The following is a 22,204-nucleotide window of genomic DNA, read 5'->3' as shown; positions in this document are numbered from 1 at the left end:
GTGCGTTAACACTGGGGAGTGTCAACCGTAGATGCATCTTGTGGAAGTTCCTCAAATATCAATATCCATAGCAGACTAGATAAAGAAGAACAAAATATATCTGACACGTTTTCAAGTAGCAAAAGCTATAACTAGCTAAGGAGGATTTATGCGTGCAGTATTGATGGCAGGGGGTTCGGGAACGCGGCTTCGCCCGTTAACTTGCGATCTGCCGAAACCGATGGTGCCGATTCTAAATCGACCAATTGCCGAACATATTATCAATCTCCTCAAACGACATCAAATTACAGAAGTTATTGCAACATTGCATTATTTACCTGATGTCTTGCGAGACTATTTTCAAGATGGCAGCGATTTTGGCGTCCAGATGACCTATGCTGTCGAAGAAGATCAGCCTTTGGGTACAGCAGGCTGTGTGAAAAACATTGCCGAACTTCTTGATGAAACTTTTTTAGTTATTAGCGGTGATAGCATAACAGATTTTGACCTAACGGCAGCGATCGCATATCACAAACAAAAACAGTCAAAAGCTACTTTGATTTTAACCAGGGTTCCCAATCCGATTGAATTTGGAGTGGTGATTACCGATGAAGAGACACGGATTCGGCGATTTTTAGAAAAACCCTCTAGTAGTGAAATTTTTTCTGATACCGTCAACACTGGTACTTACATTCTCGAACCAGAAGTTTTGGAATATCTGCCAGCAAACGTTGAATCTGACTTTTCTAAAGACTTATTCCCCTTACTACTAGCAAAAGATGAGCCAATGTATGGTTACATTGCTCAAGGTTACTGGTGTGATGTCGGTCACTTAGATGCTTATCGCGAGGCTCAGTATGACGCATTAGATCGAAAAGTGCAACTAGATTTTGCCTACAAAGAAGTTTCTCATGAGTTATGGGTAGGCCAAAATACTTACATCGATCATACGGCTGTGATTGAAACTCCAGTAGTGATTGGTGATAATTGCCGCATCGGGGCAAGAGTACAAATTGAGGCAGGAACCGTAATTGGGGATAATGTCACTATTGGCGCTGATGCTAATCTCAAACGTCCCATAGTCTGGAATGGGGCATTCATTGGCGATGAAGCAGCTCTTTCTGCCTGTGTGATTTCCCGTGGCGCTCGTGTAGACCGCCGCGCTCAAGTATTAGAAGCTGCGGTTGTAGGTTCGCTTTCTACGGTGGGAGAAGAAGCCCAAATTAGCCCAGGCGTGCGTGTTTGGCCCAGTAAGAAGATTGAGTCAGGGGCAGTTTTAAACATTAACTTGATTTGGGGGAACACCGCTCAACGAAATTTATTTGGGCAACGTGGTGTCCAAGGATTAGCTAATATCGACATTACCCCAGAGTTCGCCGTGAAATTGGGATCTGCTTACGGTTCTACCTTGAAACCCGGTTCTAAAGTAACGGTTTCCCGCGACCAGCGTAATATCTCTCGGATGGTGACGCGATCGCTGATTGCTGGTTTAATGTCAGTAGGTGTTGACATTCAAAACCTCGATGCCACAGCTATCCCCATCGCCCGCACAGTTATACCCACAATGTTGGTAGCTGGTGGTATCCACGTCCGGGTACACCCCGATCGCCCTGACTACATTTTGATTGAATTCATGGATGCCAAGGGCATTAATATCTCCAAAGCTCTGGAAAAGAAAATTGAAGGGGCTTATTTTAAGGAGGATATGCGGCGGGCGCTAATTCATGAAATTGGCGATGTATCTTATCCCAGCCAAGTCATGGATCGCTACTGTACTGCTTTTGAGAAACTGTTGCATGTTCATACACTCCGCAACAGCCGCGCAAAAGTGGTGATTGATTATGTTTATGCGGTATCAGGGGCAGTTTTACCCCAAATGTTGGATAAATTTGGCGCTGATGCAGTGGTATTGAATGCCAGTGTCAATAAAACGGCGATGTCAATCACCGATCGCGAAGGATTGCTGACTCAGTTAGGCCATGTAGTGGAGGCATTAAAAGCTAACTTTGGGGTGCAAGTATCTGCTAATGGAGAACAGCTAATTTTAGTTGATGAATCAGGCTACCCAATTCGTGGGGAAATGTTAACAGCACTGATGGTAGACATGATATTAACCGCTAACCCCAGAGGAACAGTAGTTGTACCAGTTCATGCTTCCAGTGCTATTGAACAAGTCGCCCGTCGCCATGATGGCAGAGTGATTCGCACTAAAGCCAACCCTACAGCTTTAATGGAAGCTTGCCAGAAAAACCCGAATGTGGTGTTAGGAGGTAGTGGAGAGACTGGTTTTATTTTCCCGCAACTGCATCCGGGATTTGATTCCATGTTCTGCATTGCGAAGATAATTGAAATGTTGACTATCCAAGAGCGATCGCTTGCTGCTGCGCGGTCAGAATTGCCCCGTGTAATTCACAAAACTTATACAGTTCGTTGCCCCTGGACAGCCAAGGGTGCTTTGATGCGTTACTTGGTGGAAACTCACCCAGCGCAAAATCTAGAATTAATTGATGGAGTGAAAATTTGTCAACCCTATGATGACAGTTGGCTGTTAGTTTTACCAGATGCCAGCGAACCACTGGTGCATTTGTATGCAAATAGCAACGATCGCGAATGGGTAGATGAGACTGTGAGAAACTACCGCACCCGTGTCCAGTCGTTTGTGGAAAGACAACAAGAATATCAACCAGCCGAAGTTTAATTTGTAATGACGCTCTCTACGAGATGCTAAAAGCGTAGCTTGCAACTCTTACAGAGTACGCGGACTCGCTACCGCTACGCTAACGTAATTCGTAATTGAATTATTTAATTACGAATTACGAATTAGCAATTACGAATTATGTTGAGGGAGTTCTAAATTATTATCGAGAACATTCTGATAAATTTTTCTCAGCGTAATTGCAATCAAAATAAATTAAAGCTTCTCTAGTAGAATCGAATCCTGGAGTTGTCTTATATGGGCTACTTGTTGGACTTGCTTCATATAGCCAAATTTTCAAATAGTAATTACTATTATCATCGGTAGACCATAATTCATAACGGTAATTACCTCCTGACCCCTGACTATTTAAGTAATCAGCTAGTACTTTATTTGATGTAGACACAAAGCTCAATACAGTCAAAACCGGAATTACGGCTAGTTTTAATATTTGGATTAATTTCATAAATGCACAAAAAACTTACTCCCTCTAGCTTCCTTTACCGAAGTAATTTTTGAAACCAGTAATTATCAGGAATGTTTTGTGAGGATATCGTCAGGTACAGCGTTATCGATATTTTTAGCAGCGATCGCACTATTTATCAATCAATTTTCTTGATCATAACGGTTCTTGGTTGAGTGAGGTACACCCGTAAGGGCACGGCAGTGCCCATTGGTGTCAACTTAAGAAAAAATCTGCTTTGAGAGGACGTTTTGCCCTCATCCCCTAACCCCTTCTCCCAACTTGGGATTCGGGGAACTAGAGAATTTGCTCCCCTCTCCCAAAATTGGGAGAGGGGTTGGGGGTGAGGGTCAAACCTGGAAAGTTCGCCAAATCTAGCTTATACGTTAAGTTGACACCTATGGGCAGTGCCGTGCCCTTACACTTCGCGATTAATCTTGTACCAGCTATCTTCACAAGGGCCTCGGCTTAGAGTAACCCCATAGATAAATCTAGGGGATTGATCTTGGACGTATTATTTCTTGTTGCACTCTCCTCGAAATAAAATATTTATTTCTTTTTCCTTGGCTTAAAAGCCGTGGCTTCAGACATAAAGTGCTGAGTGCAATTATTACTTTTTTACTCAGCACTCAACACTGTTTTGGTCAGCTAGATACTTCTATTCGAGTAAGTGCAAGCTTTTTAACCAATTAAGGTACGAGAATTCTTGCTGCCTCGTCTAGTTTTCGGTTTTTTTCCTGAAATTCTTAACAAAAGTTTACTTAGTTAAATAAAAAAGACTCTCAATAAGTCTGGTAGTATATCTTCAGAGTTATTGAGACTGATACTCATTAAGTAAGTCATGTATTTCAGCTATTTGCAAACTTTCTGAAAAGATAACGCCATGACAAGCGTGGCAGTTCAAACACTGGAGTCGATGCCTTGATGGGCAGGGAACGCTGGATTAACCAACCTCTCAGGGCGACTTTTCTGCAGAGCACACAACTATTTATCAGGTGTCAATATGTCAAAAAAAATTGGTTTGTTTTACGGTACTCAAACTGGCAACACTGAATCTGATGCTGAAAAAATTCGGGATGAGTTTGGTGGTGATGTTGTAACATTACATCCCATTTACGAAACGGATACTAGCACTTTTGATGAGTATGACTTGCTGATTATTGGCTCTCCCACTTGGGATATTGGTCAGCTTCAGAGCGATTGGGAAGGCTTTTTCTCCGATCTGGATGAAATAGATTTTAGTGGTAAGCTAGTTGCCTATTTTGGTGATGGAGACCAATATGGCTATAGCGATAACTTCCAGGATGCAATTGGAATTCTGGAAGAAAAAATTTCCCAACGAGGCGGTAAAACTGTTGGTTACTGGTCAACTGAGGGATATGACTTTGAGAATTCTAGAGCCTTGAAAAATGGCAAGTTTGTCGGATTGGCACTTGATGAAGGTAGTCAATCTGAGCTAACAGATGAGCGAATTAAAACTTGGGTTGCTCAGTTGAAGACAGAATTTGGTTTGTAGAAATTTGGGGCGCACGGCTAGCTGTGCGCCTTTATTGAAATTGATAATTTGGAAGTTATAGGTATTTATGTCTGATTCATTTGATGTTTTATGGTTAAGTGCCAGTCCTGTTTTACAGCGTTTTGATAAACCATTACTTGAACATTTATCTAGTTATATAAATGTCGCCCAGTGGGAATACCAGCAAACCAAAGATGAAGCCAGTTGCATAGATCAAGCTGTGGATTTGCTGTATGAATTTTTAGAATGGCGCGATCGCCCCGTGCATTTAGCAGGACATGGGATGGGTGGTGCGATCGCTTTAACCTTTGCGCGGCGATTTCCTCAAAAAGTGCGATCGCTCACTCTGCTGGCTGTTGCAGCTCAACCTGCAAACAATTGGCAAGCTCACTATTACTTTCAACGGCAACTTTTTAGCATCAGCCGTGAGTTAGTTTTGGCAAGTAGCGTTCGCAGTCTTTTTGGAAATCAACCACCTCATACTACTAAGAAGTTAGTAGCTGCTTTAGATAAAGATTTAGAACAATCTCCATCATCACACTCTTTATTTAAGTTGGTTTATTTACCCAAGGGTGGAGTTTCTATGCCAATGATGGTATGTGGTAGCAAGAGCGATCCTGTAGTCAATCCACCTGCATTGCATGACTGGTTAAATTGGTTGAAGCCAGAAGATAAACTCTGGGAATGCCCACAAGGGTATCATTTTTTTCACTATTTCTATCCTCAACAGGTTGGCGAAGAAATTTTGAGTTTTTGGCAATGCCACCATCCGCATCTACTGGAAGCATCTGCACTATCTTTTAGCACTTCTACAAATTAGTAACTTTGAGAGTGCGATGTCTGACGACAAGCCTTACGGCTACGCACTTGTGAAATTTGGGATGTAATGAGGTGCGTTCGCCTTTGGTGTTGGCGCTGCGTAGGCGTAGCCCGTCGTAGACATCGCTAATCATTTTACCACTCATTATTGATGCTTCATCTTTTCAAGCTGGGTGTAATCATTCGGATAGGCGTTCTCGAAAATAAAGGCGATATAAATTACAAAGGCATTGAACTTCATTTTCTTTAAATTTAATTAAGCCCAGACTGCGTAATTTAAAAGTTTGTACAAAGTCTAACTTACAGCAGTTTTCATGTATTTGAACCACATCTGTCGTAAGGGCACAGCATTGCTGTGCCCCTACCGCATGGTCTATTTACCTGAAAATAGCTGTAACAGGAATATTACTCTCAATCACTTTTTTCATCGCTGCTTTTAACAATTTATCTTCTTCCAGTAGTGAAAGATAGGGATGTAAAAAGCCTCTAAATAAGCAGGAAGACTACCACCAAATTGATATTGATAGTCTTGGGTAACAGGCAAATTCATAGTTATATGCTACATGGGTAATACTCAGGTAATATGTCAATTAAGACACAAGATACGGCTTAAAGGCTGAAGTTTATCTCACAAGTTCATGAAAATTTTGATTTACCACAAGTCCTATTACCCCCCTTAATCCGCCCGATATATTGGGGGGAAACAGAAAAAATGTTGTTCCCTCCCCTTATAAAGGGGAGGGTTAGGGTGGGGTAAAACCGAGATTTATCAACTACTTGAGACTTGTGTATACACGGTACCTTACCAAGGGGGGACTACAGGGGGATTAAAACGATCTCAAATTCTCACGAATGATTTAGGACTGCTATATAAGCAACAGATACCTCGAAGTCATGTTGAAGTACTCCAAAGTCGTGTTGAGGTACTTCAAAGTCGTGTTGAGGTACTTCAAAGTCGTGTTGAAGTACTCCGAAGTCGTGTTGAAGTACTCCGAAGTCGTGTTGAGGTACTTGAAAGTCGTGTTGAGGTACTTGAAAGTCGTGTTGAAGTACTTCAAAGTCGTGTTGAGGTACTCCGAAGTCGTGTTGAGGTACTTGAAAGTCGTGTTGAGGTACTCCGAAGTCGTGTTGGAGTACTTCCAACTTTGTCGCACTGCGATCGCTTTCATAAATCTCCACAAACAAAGCGATGTCTACGACGGGCTACGCCTACGCTTGACTTTTAAAACAGTCGCTACAATTATCCTTAAGTGAAGATTAGCAATCAGTTAGCCTGGAAGGTGGTAAAAGTTCAATAATAAAAAAGATTGACACAACCATTTTTGGTTTCTCAATCCCATAACTTTACTCCCATTCTACAAAAATTATGCAAAATATCACTAGAATTACTCGTAATCCTGAAGTGATGGGCGGCAAACCCTGTATTCGAGGAATGCGTCTCACTGTTGGTACTATCGTCGGCTTAATGGCATCTGGACACAGTAATAGCGACATTCTCAAAGCATATCTCTACCTCGAAGAAGCCGACATCTATGAGGCCCTTGCCTACGCTGCATGGCGGGCTGAAGAGATTGAAGTCCCTCTCAAAAGTGCATGAAAATTTGGATTTACCAATTAGGCGCGGATAGTATTAGGGAAATATCGCTAACTCAGTTTCCGGGTCAAAAAAGTGAATTTTCTCTAGAGTTAGCGATAACCAAAGTTGCTCACCAGGTTGTACAAATCGGTCTGGTGGTATTCGCACTTGTAGGTAATTGGCTGTAGTAGCTCTTTGAGATCCCGGTTCGGCAATCTTAACAGCAAGAAAGGAATCGTTGCCGAGATTCTCTACCAAATCTACTTGCACGGGTAGATTTTTGGTGGCAGGCATACTCAAGTTCAAGTGTTCTGGGCGAATACCTAAAATTAGAGTTTTCCCATCATATTTTTGTAAAGCTTTTCCCCAGACTTCTGGCAGGGTGAAACGAAACTGGGAATGAGTAATCAATTGCGGGGCATGAAATTCCACAGAAATAAAATTCATCGGTGGTGAACCAATGAACTCTGCTACAAAAAGGTTGGCAGGGCGGTTGTAAAGTTCTAGGGGAGAAGCGACTTGCTGAATTTTACCCTCAGACATAATTGCAATGCGATCGCCCATTGTCATCGCTTCTGTTTGATCGTGGGTAACGTAAATTGTCGTTGTCCCCAATTGGCGCTGCAATTTGACTATTTGGGCGCGGGTTTCTGCCCGCAGTTTGGCATCTAAGTTAGAAAGCGGCTCATCCATTAAAAATACTTGAGGGTCACGCGCGATCGCTCGTCCCAATGCAACCCGTTGTCTTTGTCCCCCAGATAGCTGTTTAGGTAAGCGATTCAGCAATGTTTCGATTTGCAACAGTTGAGCAACACTACGCACCTGCTCATTTACCGCCCGTTCTTTGTCAGAAGTGTAGCGCAATCCTTTAGGTAACTTTCTTGTTGCTCCCACAAAAAGATTCTCCGCCCACGCCCGAAGATATGGAGATGAGGGAGTAATTTCTCCCCCTGCTTCCCCTGCTTCCCCTGCTTCCCCTGCTTCCCCTGCTCTCCCAAAACGGCGGCGTAACCCAAAGGCAATGTTGTCATACACCGTCATGTGAGGATAGAGGGCGTAATTTTGAAACACCATTGCGATGTCGCGTTCTTTAGGTGGTAAGTCATTGATTAAGCGATCGCCTACCCAAATATTCCCTCCAGTCATCACTTCCAAACCAGCGATTAACCGCAGCAGGGTGCTCTTACCACAACCAGAAGGGCCTACCAGCACCATAAATTCGCCATCTGCGATCGTCAGGTTAATCCGTCGCAAGACGTTAACACTTCCCGCCCGTTCTTGCACTGCATCATTTTTCTCCCCAGACGTAAGGGAAGATTGGTTTTCTGAGGTCACACCTTCCCCTTTTCGCGGGGAAAAACTTTTATAAACGTTTTCTAAAACAACTTGGGACACAATGACTAATGACTAATGACTAATGACCAATGACTAATGACCAATGACTAATGACTAATGACCAATGACTAATGACCAATGACCAATGACCAATGACTAATGACCAATGACAGTTTAGCGTTCATAATAATACACATTTAGGGTAAATACGAAAAGTTAAAAAAACAGCTTTTACCATAAAAAGCAAACTATTCTAAATTTTAGGGCTGTTAGGAGGTGTTGTTATGACTACCGATGTACCTAAAAATCTTTCCCAAGACCCAAGCATTAACCCTGTCCATGACATTGTAGACGTACAAACCACAGATTGTTGCATTGTGGGTGGGGGGCCAGCAGGAGCAGTATTGGCGCTGTTGTTAGCGCGTCAAGGCATTTCTGTGTTCCTGCTGGAAGCACACAAAGACTTGGATCGCGATTTTCGTGGTGATACAATTCATCCATCGGTGATGGAAATTATGGAAGAATTGGGACTTAGCGATCGCTTGCTAGAACTTCCCCATACCAAAATGCGCCAAATTAGTATTCAAACTCCTCAAGATACTGTCACATTCGCAGATTTTAGCCATCTGAAAACCCATTATCCCTACATTACAATGCTTCCCCAGGTGAAATTCCTGGAGTTCATCACCCAAGAAGCACAAAAATATCCTAGTTTCCATCTGGTGATGGGTGCGAATGTGCAGGAATTAATTGCCGAAAATGATGTAATTCAAGGTGTCCGCTATCGAGGAGGCGGTGGTTGGCATGAAATTCGGGCAATACTGACAGTGGGTGCAGACGGTCGCCACTCACGTTTACGCCATCTGGGTGAGTTTGAATCCATCGAAACTTCGCCGCCAATGGATGTCCTCTGGTTTCGCCTACCGCGTCAGCCAGAAGACTCAGAGGGGGGAATGGGGCGCTTTGGTCAAGGTAAGCTAATCGCCATGCTTGACCGTGGTGATGAGTGGCAACTTGCCTATGTTATTCCTAAAGGAGGCTATCAACAACTAAGGGCTGCGGGTTTGGAGGAATTGAAAAAATCTGTTGTGGAAGTAGTGCCAGAATTTCAGCAACGCATCCAAAATTTACATGATTGGTCACAAATAGCTTTTCTCTCAGTCGAGTCCAGCCGTGTCAAACGCTGGTATCGTCCGGGACTGTTACTCATCGGTGATGCAGCTCATATAATGTCCCCCGTTGGTGGAGTTGGCATTAATTACGCAATTCAAGATGCTGTAGTTGCGGCAAATGTACTCAGCAAACCGCTCAAAAACCGAGAAGTACAACTTAGCGACTTAGCAAAATTACAGCGTCAACGCGAGTTGCCTACACGTATCATTCAGGCGTTTCAAACTTTTATCCAAAAGCGGGTATTGGCCCCGGTTCTCACCTCAAATAGCACCTTTGTACCACCTGCGTTTTTGCGCTTACCCATCGTGCGCGACCTTCCAGCCAGGTTGATCGCCTTGGGTGTTTTTCCAGTTCACGTCAAGGCTTAATTTTTGCCAAGAATTTTTTCTATTTAATTAATAAATGGTACAATCATACTACTCTATGCAGAATTGAATGCTCAATTTAGTCAAGCGAAGGTGGCGAACAGTATACTCAATGCTGTTCAAAGCGATCGCTTGGCTTTTATGCTAGAAAGGATTAAAAACCCAAACATTATTAAAAAATGCAAACAATTAAACATATAGCAGGAGGCAGGAGGCAGAAGGCAGGAGGTAAAAGTATTACTATTCCTAGCTTTCATGCTTTCAAAATGTCCTAACCTGTGTGACTACGGCTATATATATAGGACTCATCTTTGATTTCTGAAATACACGTAGGGTGCGTTACGCCAAAGGCTAACGCACCAGTTAACGATTTAGGTGCGTTAGCCTACGCCATAACACAACGCCAGTCCGCTCAAGTCGGGAAACCCGCCCACGCGGCTGGCTCCCCTACAGATACTTAGATTTTTTCATAAATCAAATCGGATTCCTATAGATATTAATTGACACTACATAGAAAAACCCCCTCTTTTTGAACCAGCACTTTTTGCAGTCAGGAGTAATTTTAATGAACAGCTGCGTTTTGATGGCGGAAATTATTAACGAGCCGCAACTCCGCTATACAGCCGATAATCTGGGAGTCACGGAAATGCTGGTGCAGTTTCCCAATTCCCAGAAACCAGAAGATCCGCCAGCCACGCTGAAAGTTGTTGGCTGGGGTAATTTAGCGACAGAAATTCAGCAAAACTACCACCAAGGCGATCGCGTCATCCTGGTAGGACGTTTAACTATGAATACTGTTGAGCGTCAAGAAGGTTTTAAAGAAAAACGTGCTGAATTGACAGTACAACAAATTCAATCTGTTGGAGGTAGTTTTAATACCGATCCATTGCCCTCAGCAACCGTAACTCCATCATTCACTGAAACTGCTCCCCGACAACCATCTTCAGCATCTCGTCCTCCACAAAAAGACGTTCCCACTTACGAGTCACCACGTCCAGCGCCTACTCCAGCGACAAATCCTGTTGGTGTTGCTCCCCAAACAAAAACTTACGAACCCGTACCCCAACCCACAAATTATGAGCGAACCACTTATCCAGCAGTGAAAGAGGAAGAACCAGATCCAGATGATATTCCCTTCTAAAGTTGGTAGTTGAGCGTGTATTCAATTTGCTTACATATTTAGCAAAAAGCATTACGATTAGACGATTTTTACAAATAGCCATCCTTTAGAATGTGCTATTTTTTTTGTCTGCATTACCAGATTGAGGCTCTCGGAGTCAAAAAGCCAGCAGCAGGATTAGTTAATAGTTTGTACACGAAATTTTGGTTGAGTCACTCGCTACCACGGACTAAGGGACTTCCAAGTAAAAAAATATTCCATCGTTGTGTGGGCAGGGAGCAGGGAGCAGGGGGCAGGGAGCAGGGAGCAGGGGGCAGGGGGCACGGGGCAGTGAGCAGGGAGCAGGGAGCAGGGAGCAGGGGAGAAAAACAGTTGTGTTGAGTCCAGAAATTGGAATAATTTATTTTTTGGAGTTCCCTAATTTGTAGTTGTAGCGAACTACCTGATAAAATCATCAGCGAGAAATTTCAGTTTTGTATTTTTGATTACTAGCAAACTTTACATTAAACCATGCTTTATCTGCCTGAAATTATTCACTAGATAGAAGAATAAGTTTAGTAATAAAGAGTATCTTTTGAAAACAAGACTAAGAAATTTTTTTTTAAATGCCAAATAATTTATTTACACCAGTAGAAGAAAGAGAAAAAATCTTTTGCACAGAACTGGTTCAGTGCGGTGTGTTATATGAAAAAGCGGTTACTGCCGCTAAAATTTTAGCTTCTGGTCAGGCAGATGAGCTTTTGTCGTCTGAAGAAAGAAAAGTTGTCAAAGATGCCTGTAAAAAGTGGTTTGTACAGAATAAGCCCTATAAACGTTGAAGCTTATACACCCGTTTTGAGTTAGGCAACTCAGAATAATTAGAACGCTGAAGCTGGCGTAAGTTCGTAGATGCGTGTCAATCGCTCACGAGTAAATTTCTACCTCTGCCATGAGGTATTGGCTCTTGTAAAACCGCTTTCAATCGCCTATTACACGAATAAGCTCTAACGTGGAACTGTATATATTGATGTGATGATGTTTTGACTCAGCTTGCTCCCTAATTGTATGACAGTCTCTCTAGCTTTACCTGGATTTCAACCAGAAATGTTGAAATCCCGATGCTTTTGTTTTGCATTTTTTATCACTAGCAAATTTTAGATGAAACCATGCTTTATCTGCCTGAACTTGTTCACCAGGTTTAGTAATGAAGAGTATTCTTTTGAAAACAAGACTCAGCAATTTTTTTTCTATAGGACTCATATTTGATTTTTGAAATATACGTAGGGTGCGTTATGCCTCTGGCTAACGCACCATGCAAAGGCTTTGGTGCCGTACTCTCGGCGATAACACAACGCCAGTCCGCTCAAGTCGGGAAACCCGCCCACGCGGCTGGCTCCCCTACACATACTTAGATTTTTTCATAAATCAAATCGGATTCCTATAGTTGATTCAGAAAATACAGGCTTTTTTCTAACTTCAAGTAAATCATGAGTAAGATGAATCGAGAGAATTCTACTAAACATATTTTAGTTTGTGATGATATTGAACAAATGGTTCAAATGATGAAACTCGTCTTAGAATCAGAAGGTTATGAGGTGTCAACTGCAAATAGAGGTTCGGAGGCAATTGACAAAATTCAGATGAGAAAACCTCATTTACTAATTACAAATTTAATGATGCCAGATATGAGTGGTTTGGATGTAATTAATTATGTTCGGCAAAATTTAAAACTAAATACTCTGCCGATTTTGATTGTATCAGCCAATAATGAAGAAGATTTTCTCAATAATGAAGTAGCTGGATTTCTTTGCAAGCCAGTTAAACTTGATGTATTTGTCAAAAAAGTCAAATCAATTTTAGAAGTAAGTTAATTGATTTGAACCGGGCGTGAATAGCAAACTGGTATTGAGCCGAGGGCAACTAGATCGGGAGCTAATGCCGGAAGCTAGCGGACGATCGCAGGAAACTATTAACTAGCGATCGCGCTGTGCCAGTTGCGTAAGTCCTGATATTGTGGAAGTATGCAATGTCAGAAAAACTGCCAAAGAGTGTAAAAACCAAATTTATCAACACATACATCAAAACTCTTGTTAAAATCCAAATAATTTTCAGTTAAGATTCATACCCAACTCCTATGAGAGAAACTGTCCTAGAGGTTCGCAATCTACAAGTTGAATTTCCCGGTGATGGCAATAAGGTCAGAGCTTTGGATGGTATTTCCTTTGGGCTGCATCGAGGTGAAACTCTAGGAATAGTAGGAGAATCGGGGAGTGGTAAATCAGTGACAGCCCTGGCTGTGATGGGTTTGTTACAAACTCCCGGTATAGTTACTGGCGGTGAAATCTGGTTTCGTCCGCAGGAGAATGGCAACCCCATCGATTTGGTAAAATTGCCTCCTGAGCAAATGCAGTTACACCGGGGTGGCGACATCGCCATGATTTTTCAAGAACCGATGAGTTCGCTCAATCCGGTTTATAACATTGGGTTTCAGCTAACAGAAGCGATTATGCGGCATCAAAATGTGTCAGCAGCCCAAGCACGACAAATTGCGATCGCAGGTTTGCAAGAGGTTAAACTTCTACCTAGCGATGAGGAGATCCAGCAGCAGTATATCGAAACTTGGCATCAAACCAACAGCAATTCATCGAAACCAGAACCATCAAAGTTGATGCAGTTGGTTAAACAACACAAAGAAGCCATGCTGGAACGTTACCCCCATGAACTTTCTGGGGGTCAGTCGCAACGGGTAATGATTGCAATGGCAATTTCTTGCAACCCATTAATCTTGATTGCTGATGAACCAACCACAGCCTTAGATGTGACGGTGCAAGCGACTATTTTGGAGTTAATGCGAGAATTGCAGCAAAGCCGTGACATGGCAATGATTTTCATCACCCACGACTTGGGGCTAATTTCAGAAATTGCTGATCAAGTAGCGGTGATGTATAGAGGCAAAGTTGTCGAATCTGGTGCTTCTGAGCAAATTTTCAGCAATCCCCAGCATCCATATACTAAAGGCTTGATAGCTTGTCGCCCCACACTCAACCGCCGTCCCCAAAAATTACTCACCGTTTCCGACTACATGAGTGCAGAAGAGACGCCAACGGGACAAGTAGTAATTCAGCCAAAAGAACCCGCACAATCCACAGAAGTGACCACCGAAGAGATTGCTGCAAGATTGGCAAACTTCAATGAGAAGGAACCCCTGCTGCAAATCCGTAACCTGAAAGTTGGTTTTCCGGTGCGCGGGGTGTTTGGTGGTACAAAACGCTATAATATGGCAGTTAATGGCGTTTCTTTTGATGTTAAACCAGGAGAAACAGTAGGTTTGGTGGGAGAATCGGGTTGCGGCAAAACTACCCTTGGCAGAACCTTACTGCGATTAATTGAACCGATGAGTGGTCAGATTATCTTTGAGAAACAAGATATTACTACTCTCAAAGGAGAACGGTTGCAAAAACTGCGGCGGGAAATGCAAATAGTTTTCCAAAACCCTTTTAGTTCCCTCGATCCCCGAATGAAGGTTGGGGAGGCGGTAATGGAACCGTTGTTAATTCACGCTGTTGGGAAGACAAAACAACAACGACGCCAGCGAGTAGTCGAACTTTTAGAACGGGTGGGGTTGAGTGCAGATGCGATTAACCGCTATCCTCATCAGTTTTCTGGCGGTCAACGCCAACGGATTTGCATAGCTCGTTCTTTGGCATTGAATCCTAAGTTTATCATCTGCGATGAATCAGTTTCAGCGCTGGATGTTTCAGTACAGGCGCAGGTATTAAATCTTCTCAAAGAATTACAGTCAGACTTTCAGCTTACTTATATCTTTATTTCTCACGATTTAAGTGTGGTGAAATTTATGAGCGATCGCATTTTAGTCATGAATCGCGGTCAAATTGTTGAGGAAGGGACAGCCGAAAGCATTTACCAAGAACCCAAAGAGGAATACACGCAAAAATTAATTGCTGCGATTCCTACTGGTAGTGCTGAACGGGTGCGAAGTCGTCATCTACGGACTTTATAGTTAAAAGGGCGGTTAGGGATTTCCAAGAAATATAATTATCCAAATAAACGAACCACAGAGACGCAGAGAACACAGAGAGAGAAGAAATAGAGAGAATTTTTGCGTCAGTTTTGGGATATTTTTTTATTTGGAAGTCCCTTATACTATTTCTTTGTGAGGCTGCGCTAAACCTTTTTAACTTCTTCTTTTTTTGCGTCCTTTAAACCTCTCTCCAAACCTTTCTTCCTATGGGTGAGAGGCTTTGATGTTACCAAAAATACTTTTCAAACATCCTCTAACAAATATTTGTGCAAACAAAATTAATTACATCTGCAAGTCCAGACTGAGTTTTTAAATTAGTAAAAATAAAAGGTTTATCACCGCGCATTTTTTTAGCATCTCGTTCCATCACACTTAAATCTGCACCAACGTAGGGTGCTAGATCGGTTTTGTTAATCACTAACAAATCAGACTTGGTAATACCGGGGCCTCCTTTGCGGGGAATTTTATCACCAGCCGCAACATCAATGACGTAAATTGTTAAATCCACCAATTCGGGACTAAAGGTAGCAGCTAAATTATCGCCGCCACTTTCCAAAAATACCAAATCCAAATCGATAAAACGTTCTTCTAACTGTTCAATTGCCGCCAAATTCATCGAAGCATCTTCGCGGATGGCAGTATGAGGGCAACCACCAGTCTCTACACCCAAAATGCGATCGCTAGCCAACGCCTGAGAACGCACTAAAAACTGAGCATCCTCCTGAGTATAAATATCATTCGTCACCACCGCAATCTGATACTGCTCACGCAATCCCTTACATAAAGCATCCACCAAAGCCGTCTTCCCCGAACCCACTGGCCCAGCAACTCCCACTCTAAATGCGTTCATTTTTATTTGTCCTTTGTCATTTGTCCTTGGTACATGGTAGATGTTTATTAGTACTTAGTTTTTGACCAATGACCAATAACCAATGACCAATGACTAATGACCAATGACTAACTCCTAAATAACCTTGTATACTGCGTTTCATGCTGCATACTCGCCAGCGACAAACCCCAACTACAACAGGCGAGTTGATCGTCCTCCAACGTGAGAATTTCTAATACCGTAGCACTAAATAATGGTTGCAAATCTAGCAATAACTGCTGTCCTGCTGTTTGTCCAAGGGGGATAAGTTTTACGCCAGCAGTAATCAAATTACTTGCCCAACTATGCAGATATGCGAGTAATGCGGCTTTGATACTGATTTGCCAATGGGCAACGGCAATGCCAAAAGCGATCGCATAATTGCAAGGATTACCGACAGCATTGGCAATAGGTACAATCTGCGGTTCTAGTTTACCAAGTAATTGGATCAGCGATCGCCCCATTTGCCAACTAGAGGCGCGTAATTCTTCTGTTTCCCTAGCAGCCGATAACCACAAATTCCAACGGCATAGGGACTCAACATCACCTGTTTTTACAGCTTGCTGCGATCGTATCATTACCACCGCCTCTAACCGAATTGCCCCATAAAGCAACTCTGCTTTTAACCAATCTTTGAGATGTGTGTGGTTAGCGATCGTACCATTTTCCACCAGCATTTCCAAACCTTCAGAATAACTATATGCTCCCACAGGTAAAGCGGGGCTAGCCAACTGCAAAATACTCAAAAGATGGCTATCAGTGAGCATGATGGTGTTGTCCATAAGCTCCTAATTCTGGCTGAAACGGTAAAATTTCCTCTTTAACTTCTAACCCCAATTGTTCCAACATCAGGCGTAAAACCGAATCAGAGGACAAGCGTAAATAAGTCGGAGTAATTTCTACAGGTACATGGCGATTTCCCAGATGGTATGCTGCCCGTAATAATAAAAGTGGTGTTTGGGCAAAGGCAGTCACCACTAGTTCTGGTTTGGCAGTAATTCTGATTAAACAGCTATGGGTTTCTTCTTGCAAAATATCGCCATCATGTAAAACAGTTCCTCTGGGTAAATGTAAAAACACAACTTTACCATCTTCAGTTTCAAAGCGATGACGAGTGCGGGTACGTTCTTCTGCTGTCAGCGCTAGAGTAAAAGTGACTGTGGCATCAGGGTTAGGTGATTTCAGTTGGGTAAATGTCAGCATACATAATTTTGCCTGAACTTCCGCTTTGCATTCTGGTTCTAATTTACAGCTATTTTCAGGTAAATAGACCACGCGGTAGGGGCACAGCATTGCTGTGCCCTTACGACAGATGTGCTTCAAATACATGAAAACTGCTGTAACTCTAGTCAGCTATAGGCAATGTAAACCAGAAAGTTGCCCCTGCATTCAATGCACTGTTCACACCAATTTCGCCACCGTGAGCATTGATGATTTGCTTACACAGATACAACCCCAATCCCAAACTTACAGAATTGCCGATACTTGCACCCCGAAAGTAAAGGTCAAAAAGCCGATCGCTTTGTTGTTGACTAATTCCGACGCCGTTGTCACTAACAGTACAATAAATTTTGTCATCCTTACGGATAGCGTTGATTGTCAAGAGCAATCCAGGGGGATTATGTTTGAGAGCATTGACAATTAAGTTAGAAAAAACTCGCCATAGTTGCGTGGGATCGGCATTCAATAATGGCAAATCTGCGGATACTAGATTTGTCAGCTTGGCTTGATTTTGCTCTAGCAATGGCTCTAAATCGACGATCGCAGCTTCGACAACTGTCAGTAATTGTACGGTTTGACGCTGCAAAACAACACCTTGCACCTCGCCGACATAAGCTTCCATCAACGAATTAATTAAGTTCAGTTGGCGATCGCTACTTTGAATCATCCGCTCTAAAATTGAGCGGGAAATCGCAATATTTTCCTCTGAACGTGCAAGCAAATTCTTCAGCACCATTAAAGTACCTAGTACTGGGTTGCGTAAATCGTGGGAAACTGCATGGAAAAATACTCGTAGTTCTTCTTCAGTTTGCTTGCGCTGGGTAATGTCTTCAATCAAACCTTCGTAGTAAAGCAATTTTCCCTGTTCGTCGCGCACTGCGTAGGCTTTTTCTGAAATCCAGACAATACTCCCATCTTGGCGATAAATTTGGGACTCGAACTCGGAAACGCTGCCATACTTTTCCATCAGGCGCACAAATTCTGCCCGACGGTTCGGATCGACGTACAATTGTTCAATATCAGTGAAATTTGCTGTCACTTCCTGCGCTAAAGAGTAGCCATAAATCCTCGCTAAAGCAGGATTTGCCGTAATGTAATGTCCATCGGGACTGCTTTGAAAAATCCCTTCAACGGCGTTTTCAAAAATGCTGCGATATTTAGCTTCGGCAATCTTGAGTTTTTGGTAGGCAGATTCGAGTTCTTGACGGGCGAAAAATTCAGAACGTTGCAGGCGATCGTACAGATAAACACCGATGTCACATATAGTACAAAACCAGAAAATGTATAAAATGAACGTTACATTATATATTCCTGGGTGGTCGGGGATTGGTGTTTTTAGCCCAAGTGCTGTATTCACACCAAAATAGTAAATCAGCACACTCACTTGAGTTAGCAAGTGAAGAATCCAGCAGACGGGCATCAACACAGCTTGGCTTAAGAACAACAACGACCAACCAATGGTATCGGGTAGCGCGAAACCAGTAAGAGTTGCAAACAACTGCGATGCTAAACTAATTGACCAAGAAGACCCTAAAAATAATAAATCTGGACGATGACGACCTAATTTAGTTTTATGTAAGGCAAAGCAAATAATTATACTTGCAAGCATTGCAACATTAATTACCAGGCGCTGAGTTCTAAGCACTTCTGGCAGTTGCTGCAACTCTGCAAAAGGAAAAAACAGGCTGTAAATGTCTCGCAAAGTAAAAGACAACAGACAAATCAGCGCCAGCCATAACCATAAACGTAATCTCTGCCACAAAAAACGGTTACGCCAAGCTCTGTAAAGAGTAGTGATTTCATCTGTTATTGGTGTAGAAAAGGTTTTTCTCCACCAGCTTTGCACTGTTGTAAATGGAGTAGCCATTAGCATCCGAGCAACTTTGCCCATACCTTGAGGGTGTTTCCCTTACTCAACATTGCCATAAATAACACCCTCTCATTTTTTGGTGATTTATGGACGATTTGTTGCGGATGAATTCAGGAGTGCCTCGGCTTAGAGTAACCCCATAGATAAATCTAGGGGATTGAAGTAAAGACGTATTAAATATGCGCTACGCTCCTAGCGAAATAAATATTTATTTTTTCTTCCATACTGAAAAGCAGGGGCTTCAGACCTTCTGTGCTGAGTGCGATTATTACTTCATTCCTGGGCACTCATTACTTAGCACTCAGCACTTTTTCGGTAAACAGAGGTAGTGTAAACCAGAAAGTTAACCCACGCTTGCGGTTACTCATAACCCCGATTTCGCCGCCATGTGCCTTAATAACTTTCCGACAAAGATACATTTTTAAGCCAATGCTTGTAGAGCAGCAATCTTGAGGATCGCGGACATGGAGATCGAAGAGGCGATCGCACTCTACTTTACTCATTCCCACACCGTCATCTTGAATCTGAGTGCGAATCATTCCGCCCTCAACGGTGGCACTCAGAGTAAAATGTAATCCTGGTGGATTATTTTGCAAGCTATGTGCGATCAAATTTACCAAAACTTTCTGCAATCGAGTCCCATCTGCCATTACTAATGGTAAGTCTGCGGGAACCAAGTTCTTCAAAGTCGCTTGATTTTGTGTCAGTATGGGTTCCAACTGGGAGGAACATTCGCCCAGTAGGCTACTAAGTTGCACAGGTTCGAGTTTGATCTCAATACCCTGTTTTTCACAGGAATTAATTTCTAGCAATGAGTTAATCATTGTCAGTTGGCGATCGTTGCCCTGAATCATCCGCTCGATGATTGAGCGAGATATTGGAATTTGGGATTGGGAAGAGGCAGAGGGGCACTTAGCTGGGAGCAGAGGGGAAAGAGATAATTTTTTATTCTCCCCCTTGCCCCCTGCCCCCTGCTCACCTGCTTCCATACTCTCCACTCCCTGATTTAACAAATTCTTTAACACCATCAAGTTACCCATCACGGAAGTTCGTAAATCGTGGGCAACTGTGTGCAAAACAACATCTTTGACGCGATGCAATTTTTCAACTTCTTGCATTTTCTGCTGCAACTGTGCTGTTCGTTCTTGTACTTGGTGTTCTAAATTAGTGTTGAGTTCTGCTAGCTTTTGGCATATCTGACTTTGTTGAATCGCGATCGCTACCTGTTCTGACATCTGCTGTAACAAATCAATTTCTATTGGCTGCCAATGACGCAAACCTGAACATTGATTGGCAATTAACGCACCAAATAATTCATTACCTAGCATAATTGGTACAGTTAAAGTCGCCTTTGTTTGGAATTTTTGAAAGTGCGCTTTTACTTTGGGAGATAATGATATTTGTGTTACGTCTTCAACGACACGCACAAGATTATCTTTTAGTAAATTTCGTAATTCTTGTAAATAAGCTTCATCATTAGTAGACCAACCTGAAACTGATGGATATTTGGGATCTACTGATTCAGCAAGAGTTCTGACTCCTAAATTAGCATTATTTAAAGCAATGAAAACCCGATCTGCTTGTAGAAATTGCCTAACTTCCGTCACGGTGGTTTGAAGAATTTGCTCTAAATTAAGCGAAGACCGAATTCGCACTAGGGTTTCTGCCAACAAGCGATCGCGTTGGGCACAAAAGCGTAATTGTGCTTCTACTTGTTTGCGTTCTGTAATGTCGTGATGCACTGCTAAAATGGCAGGAACACCATCCAAATCAATGACTTCAGCTGAAAGCAACGTTGTAATTATCTCACCAGATTTTTGCCGAAATTCAATTTCCAAGTTACGAGCGACTCCCGTGCTTTGCAACTCTTGTACTAAGTTTAGGCGATCGCGATCGTCTACCCAAAGATTTAACTCAAAAGAAGTTTTACCAATTGCCTCATCTCGCCCATAACCGGAAAGATTCACAAAACTGTCGTTAACTTCGATAAAGCGTCCTTCTTGCAGCGTGCTAATCGTAATTGAATCGGGGCTGCAACTAAAAGCTTTGGCAAATTTTTGGGCAAGATTTTGTAAGGCGACTTCTCCTTGTTTGCGCTCTGTGATATCTCGGACGATTGCTAATACTTCATCTGCGCCACTCACTACCAACCGCGCCTCATAATCTCTGACACCCAAAGATGTTGGTAGTTGATATTCACAACTTTGTAAAGTTCCAGAATCTAAAGTTTTAGCGATCGCTACTTGGCTAATGGCTGCAACATCACTCGGCAATAACTCTTGCAAGTTTTTTCCAACTATTTCTTCTCTCGATAGAGTGATATTTGCGCCCTCACTTTTCAAATCTAGATACTCGCCATCACGGCTAAAGCGAAACATTAAATCGGGGATAGCATCCAAAATGGCTTTATACCGTGCCTCACTTCCTTGCAATTTTTCTTGGGCTTGTTTTCGGTCTGTAATATCCATAATCAAGCCATGCCAAAGAAAATCGCCTGCTTCTTGTAATTCGGGTTGTAAAGTACCTTGAATCCATTTAAGTCTGCCACTAGGCGTAACAATCCGACCTTCCCAATGCCAAGGTCTAAGAGTAGTAAGACAAACAGCAATAGATTCTGTAAAAGCTTTTATATCCTGTGGATGAATCAGTTTGTATAACACCTGAAAGTCTGCCTGTACAGCTTCTGGTTCTAATTCATACAAATATTTACAACCAGAACTAATATAAGGGATAAATACAGAACCATCCTGACGTTGCAGAATTTGGAAAATCATTCCCGGTAAATTGGCAGCAATTGTTTCCAACAGAGTGATTTTCTCTGGTGGAAAATCTGGTTTTTGCGGTGATTTTACAATTTCATCCACTCTTAGACCCTTTGATATATAAGCAATTGGTATAATATTCAAGGTAATCATAGCCATTGTAAAAGTTTTTAGCTCTTAGCGCGTAGGCGTAGCCCGTCGTAGACATCGCTAACAACAAAAAAAGTGGCTCTACTTTCAGAGTAGTTCTGGATGCTGCGATCGCATTCACCCAATCGGGTGAACCATTTGTCAAAGAGCGAATCAGTTCAGGAGTGCTGAGTGACTTTGAGACAAAAGTTTCAATCCTTTTCTGAACACTAAGTACAGTTTTGCATAAATTCGTAGCTTTTTTAAAGGCAGAGGAATGCAAAGAGAATGT

The 22,204-nt window shown here is 42.5% G+C and carries 21 protein-coding genes; 10 read left to right on the top strand and 11 right to left on the bottom strand.

The genetic code is table 11. The features are described 5' to 3' along the window. Positions 1 to 148: 148 nt before the first annotated feature. Complete coding sequence (locus V7K41_RS29680) at positions 149 to 2,677, top strand: mannose-1-phosphate guanyltransferase (protein ID WP_334854072.1); 2,529 nt, start codon at positions 149 to 151, stop codon at positions 2,675 to 2,677. A gap of 160 nt (positions 2,678 to 2,837) precedes the next feature. Here the strand turns inward: V7K41_RS29680 and V7K41_RS29675 are convergent, their stop codons facing one another. After that, positions 2,838 to 3,140 (bottom strand): hypothetical protein, encoded by a 303-nt coding sequence (locus V7K41_RS29675; protein ID WP_334854070.1) that lies wholly within the window; start codon positions 3,138 to 3,140, stop codon positions 2,838 to 2,840. A 1,000-nt stretch (positions 3,141 to 4,140) separates the two neighbouring features. Between V7K41_RS29675 and fldA the strand changes: the two genes are divergently transcribed. Next, positions 4,141 to 4,653: a flavodoxin FldA gene (gene fldA, locus V7K41_RS29670; RefSeq protein ID WP_334854069.1), complete on the top strand. Its 513-nt coding sequence runs from the start codon at positions 4,141 to 4,143 to the stop codon at positions 4,651 to 4,653. A 67-nt stretch (positions 4,654 to 4,720) separates the two neighbouring features. Next, the gene (locus V7K41_RS29665) at positions 4,721 to 5,473 is read left to right on the top strand and encodes an alpha/beta fold hydrolase (protein WP_334854067.1); all 753 of its coding nucleotides are present in this window, start codon (positions 4,721 to 4,723) and stop codon (positions 5,471 to 5,473) included. On the opposite strand, the gene V7K41_RS29660 is transcribed toward V7K41_RS29665, so the two are convergent. The 3 genes from V7K41_RS29660 to V7K41_RS29650 all read right to left on the bottom strand — a co-directional run bounded on the left by V7K41_RS29660 (position 5,463) and on the right by V7K41_RS29650 (position 6,651). Next, positions 5,463 to 5,618, bottom strand: a complete 156-nt coding sequence (locus V7K41_RS29660) for a hypothetical protein (RefSeq protein WP_334854066.1) — start codon at positions 5,616 to 5,618, stop codon at positions 5,463 to 5,465. The two genes, V7K41_RS29665 and V7K41_RS29660, sit on opposite strands and share 11 nt — an antisense overlap. A 33-nt stretch (positions 5,619 to 5,651) precedes the next feature. Next, positions 5,652 to 5,801, bottom strand: coding sequence for an AAA-like domain-containing protein (locus tag V7K41_RS29655; protein WP_334854064.1), 150 nt, complete (start codon positions 5,799 to 5,801; stop codon positions 5,652 to 5,654). 517 nt (positions 5,802 to 6,318) lie between these two features. Then, complete coding sequence (locus V7K41_RS29650; protein ID WP_334854062.1) at positions 6,319 to 6,651, bottom strand: hypothetical protein; 333 nt, start codon at positions 6,649 to 6,651, stop codon at positions 6,319 to 6,321. A gap of 187 nt (positions 6,652 to 6,838) precedes the next feature. On the opposite strand from V7K41_RS29650, the gene V7K41_RS29645 reads away from it, so the two are divergent. Beyond that, complete coding sequence (locus tag V7K41_RS29645; protein ID WP_334854061.1) at positions 6,839 to 7,069, top strand: DUF433 domain-containing protein; 231 nt, start codon at positions 6,839 to 6,841, stop codon at positions 7,067 to 7,069. Between the two features lie 33 nt (positions 7,070 to 7,102). Here the strand turns inward: V7K41_RS29645 and V7K41_RS29640 are convergent, their stop codons facing one another. Beyond that, positions 7,103 to 8,443, bottom strand: coding sequence for an ABC transporter ATP-binding protein (locus tag V7K41_RS29640; protein WP_334854059.1), 1,341 nt, complete (start codon positions 8,441 to 8,443; stop codon positions 7,103 to 7,105). A 224-nt stretch (positions 8,444 to 8,667) separates the two neighbouring features. On the opposite strand from V7K41_RS29640, the gene V7K41_RS29635 reads away from it, so the two are divergent. The 6 genes from V7K41_RS29635 (at position 8,668) to V7K41_RS29610 (ending at position 15,041) form a co-directional block, all read left to right on the top strand. Continuing rightward, the gene (locus V7K41_RS29635; protein WP_334854058.1) at positions 8,668 to 9,924 is read left to right on the top strand and encodes an FAD-dependent oxidoreductase; all 1,257 of its coding nucleotides are present in this window, start codon (positions 8,668 to 8,670) and stop codon (positions 9,922 to 9,924) included. 308 nt (positions 9,925 to 10,232) lie between these two features. Continuing rightward, a complete protein-coding gene (locus V7K41_RS29630; RefSeq protein WP_334854057.1) occupies positions 10,233 to 10,382 on the top strand; it encodes a hypothetical protein in 150 nt (49 codons plus the stop codon). Positions 10,383 to 10,486: 104 nt separating this feature from the next. Beyond that, the gene (locus V7K41_RS29625; RefSeq protein WP_334854055.1) at positions 10,487 to 11,062 is read left to right on the top strand and encodes a single-stranded DNA-binding protein; all 576 of its coding nucleotides are present in this window, start codon (positions 10,487 to 10,489) and stop codon (positions 11,060 to 11,062) included. A gap of 584 nt (positions 11,063 to 11,646) precedes the next feature. Then, positions 11,647 to 11,859: a hypothetical protein gene (locus V7K41_RS29620; protein WP_334854053.1), complete on the top strand. Its 213-nt coding sequence runs from the start codon at positions 11,647 to 11,649 to the stop codon at positions 11,857 to 11,859. A 648-nt stretch (positions 11,860 to 12,507) separates the two neighbouring features. After that, entirely contained in the window at positions 12,508 to 12,891 is a 384-nt protein-coding gene (locus tag V7K41_RS29615) for a response regulator (RefSeq protein WP_334854052.1), read from the top strand. Positions 12,892 to 13,154: 263 nt separating this feature from the next. Then, positions 13,155 to 15,041, top strand: a complete 1,887-nt coding sequence (locus V7K41_RS29610) for an ABC transporter ATP-binding protein (RefSeq protein ID WP_334854050.1) — start codon at positions 13,155 to 13,157, stop codon at positions 15,039 to 15,041. A 274-nt stretch (positions 15,042 to 15,315) separates the two neighbouring features. Here V7K41_RS29610 and ureG read toward each other — a convergent pair whose 3' ends face one another. The 6 genes from ureG to V7K41_RS29580 form a co-directional block, all read right to left on the bottom strand. After that, positions 15,316 to 15,912, bottom strand: a complete 597-nt coding sequence (gene ureG, locus V7K41_RS29605) for an urease accessory protein UreG (protein WP_100901384.1) — start codon at positions 15,910 to 15,912, stop codon at positions 15,316 to 15,318. Positions 15,913 to 16,019: 107 nt separating this feature from the next. Next, positions 16,020 to 16,712: an urease accessory protein UreF gene (locus tag V7K41_RS29600; RefSeq protein WP_334854048.1), complete on the bottom strand. Its 693-nt coding sequence runs from the start codon at positions 16,710 to 16,712 to the stop codon at positions 16,020 to 16,022. Beyond that, positions 16,687 to 17,133 (bottom strand): urease accessory protein UreE, encoded by a 447-nt coding sequence (gene ureE / locus V7K41_RS29595; RefSeq protein WP_334854123.1) that lies wholly within the window; start codon positions 17,131 to 17,133, stop codon positions 16,687 to 16,689. Before ureE ends, V7K41_RS29600 begins: the two co-directional genes overlap by 26 nt. A 142-nt stretch (positions 17,134 to 17,275) precedes the next feature. Next, a complete protein-coding gene (locus tag V7K41_RS29590; protein WP_334854047.1) occupies positions 17,276 to 19,018 on the bottom strand; it encodes a PAS domain-containing sensor histidine kinase in 1,743 nt (580 codons plus the stop codon). A 293-nt stretch (positions 19,019 to 19,311) separates the two neighbouring features. Next, on the bottom strand, positions 19,312 to 21,942 hold the full coding sequence (locus V7K41_RS29585) for a sensor histidine kinase (RefSeq protein ID WP_442943306.1): 2,631 nt from the start codon (positions 21,940 to 21,942) through the stop codon (positions 19,312 to 19,314). Continuing rightward, on the bottom strand, positions 21,878 to 22,204 hold a 327-nt coding region (locus V7K41_RS29580; protein WP_334854043.1), incomplete at its 5' end, for a hypothetical protein. The genes V7K41_RS29585 and V7K41_RS29580, both read right to left, overlap by 65 nt.

Source organism: Nostoc sp. (genome assembly GCF_036917415.1).
Lineage (GTDB): Bacteria > Cyanobacteriota > Cyanobacteriia > Cyanobacteriales > Nostocaceae > Nostoc.
This window is presented reverse-complemented; position numbering and strand designations above follow the sequence as displayed.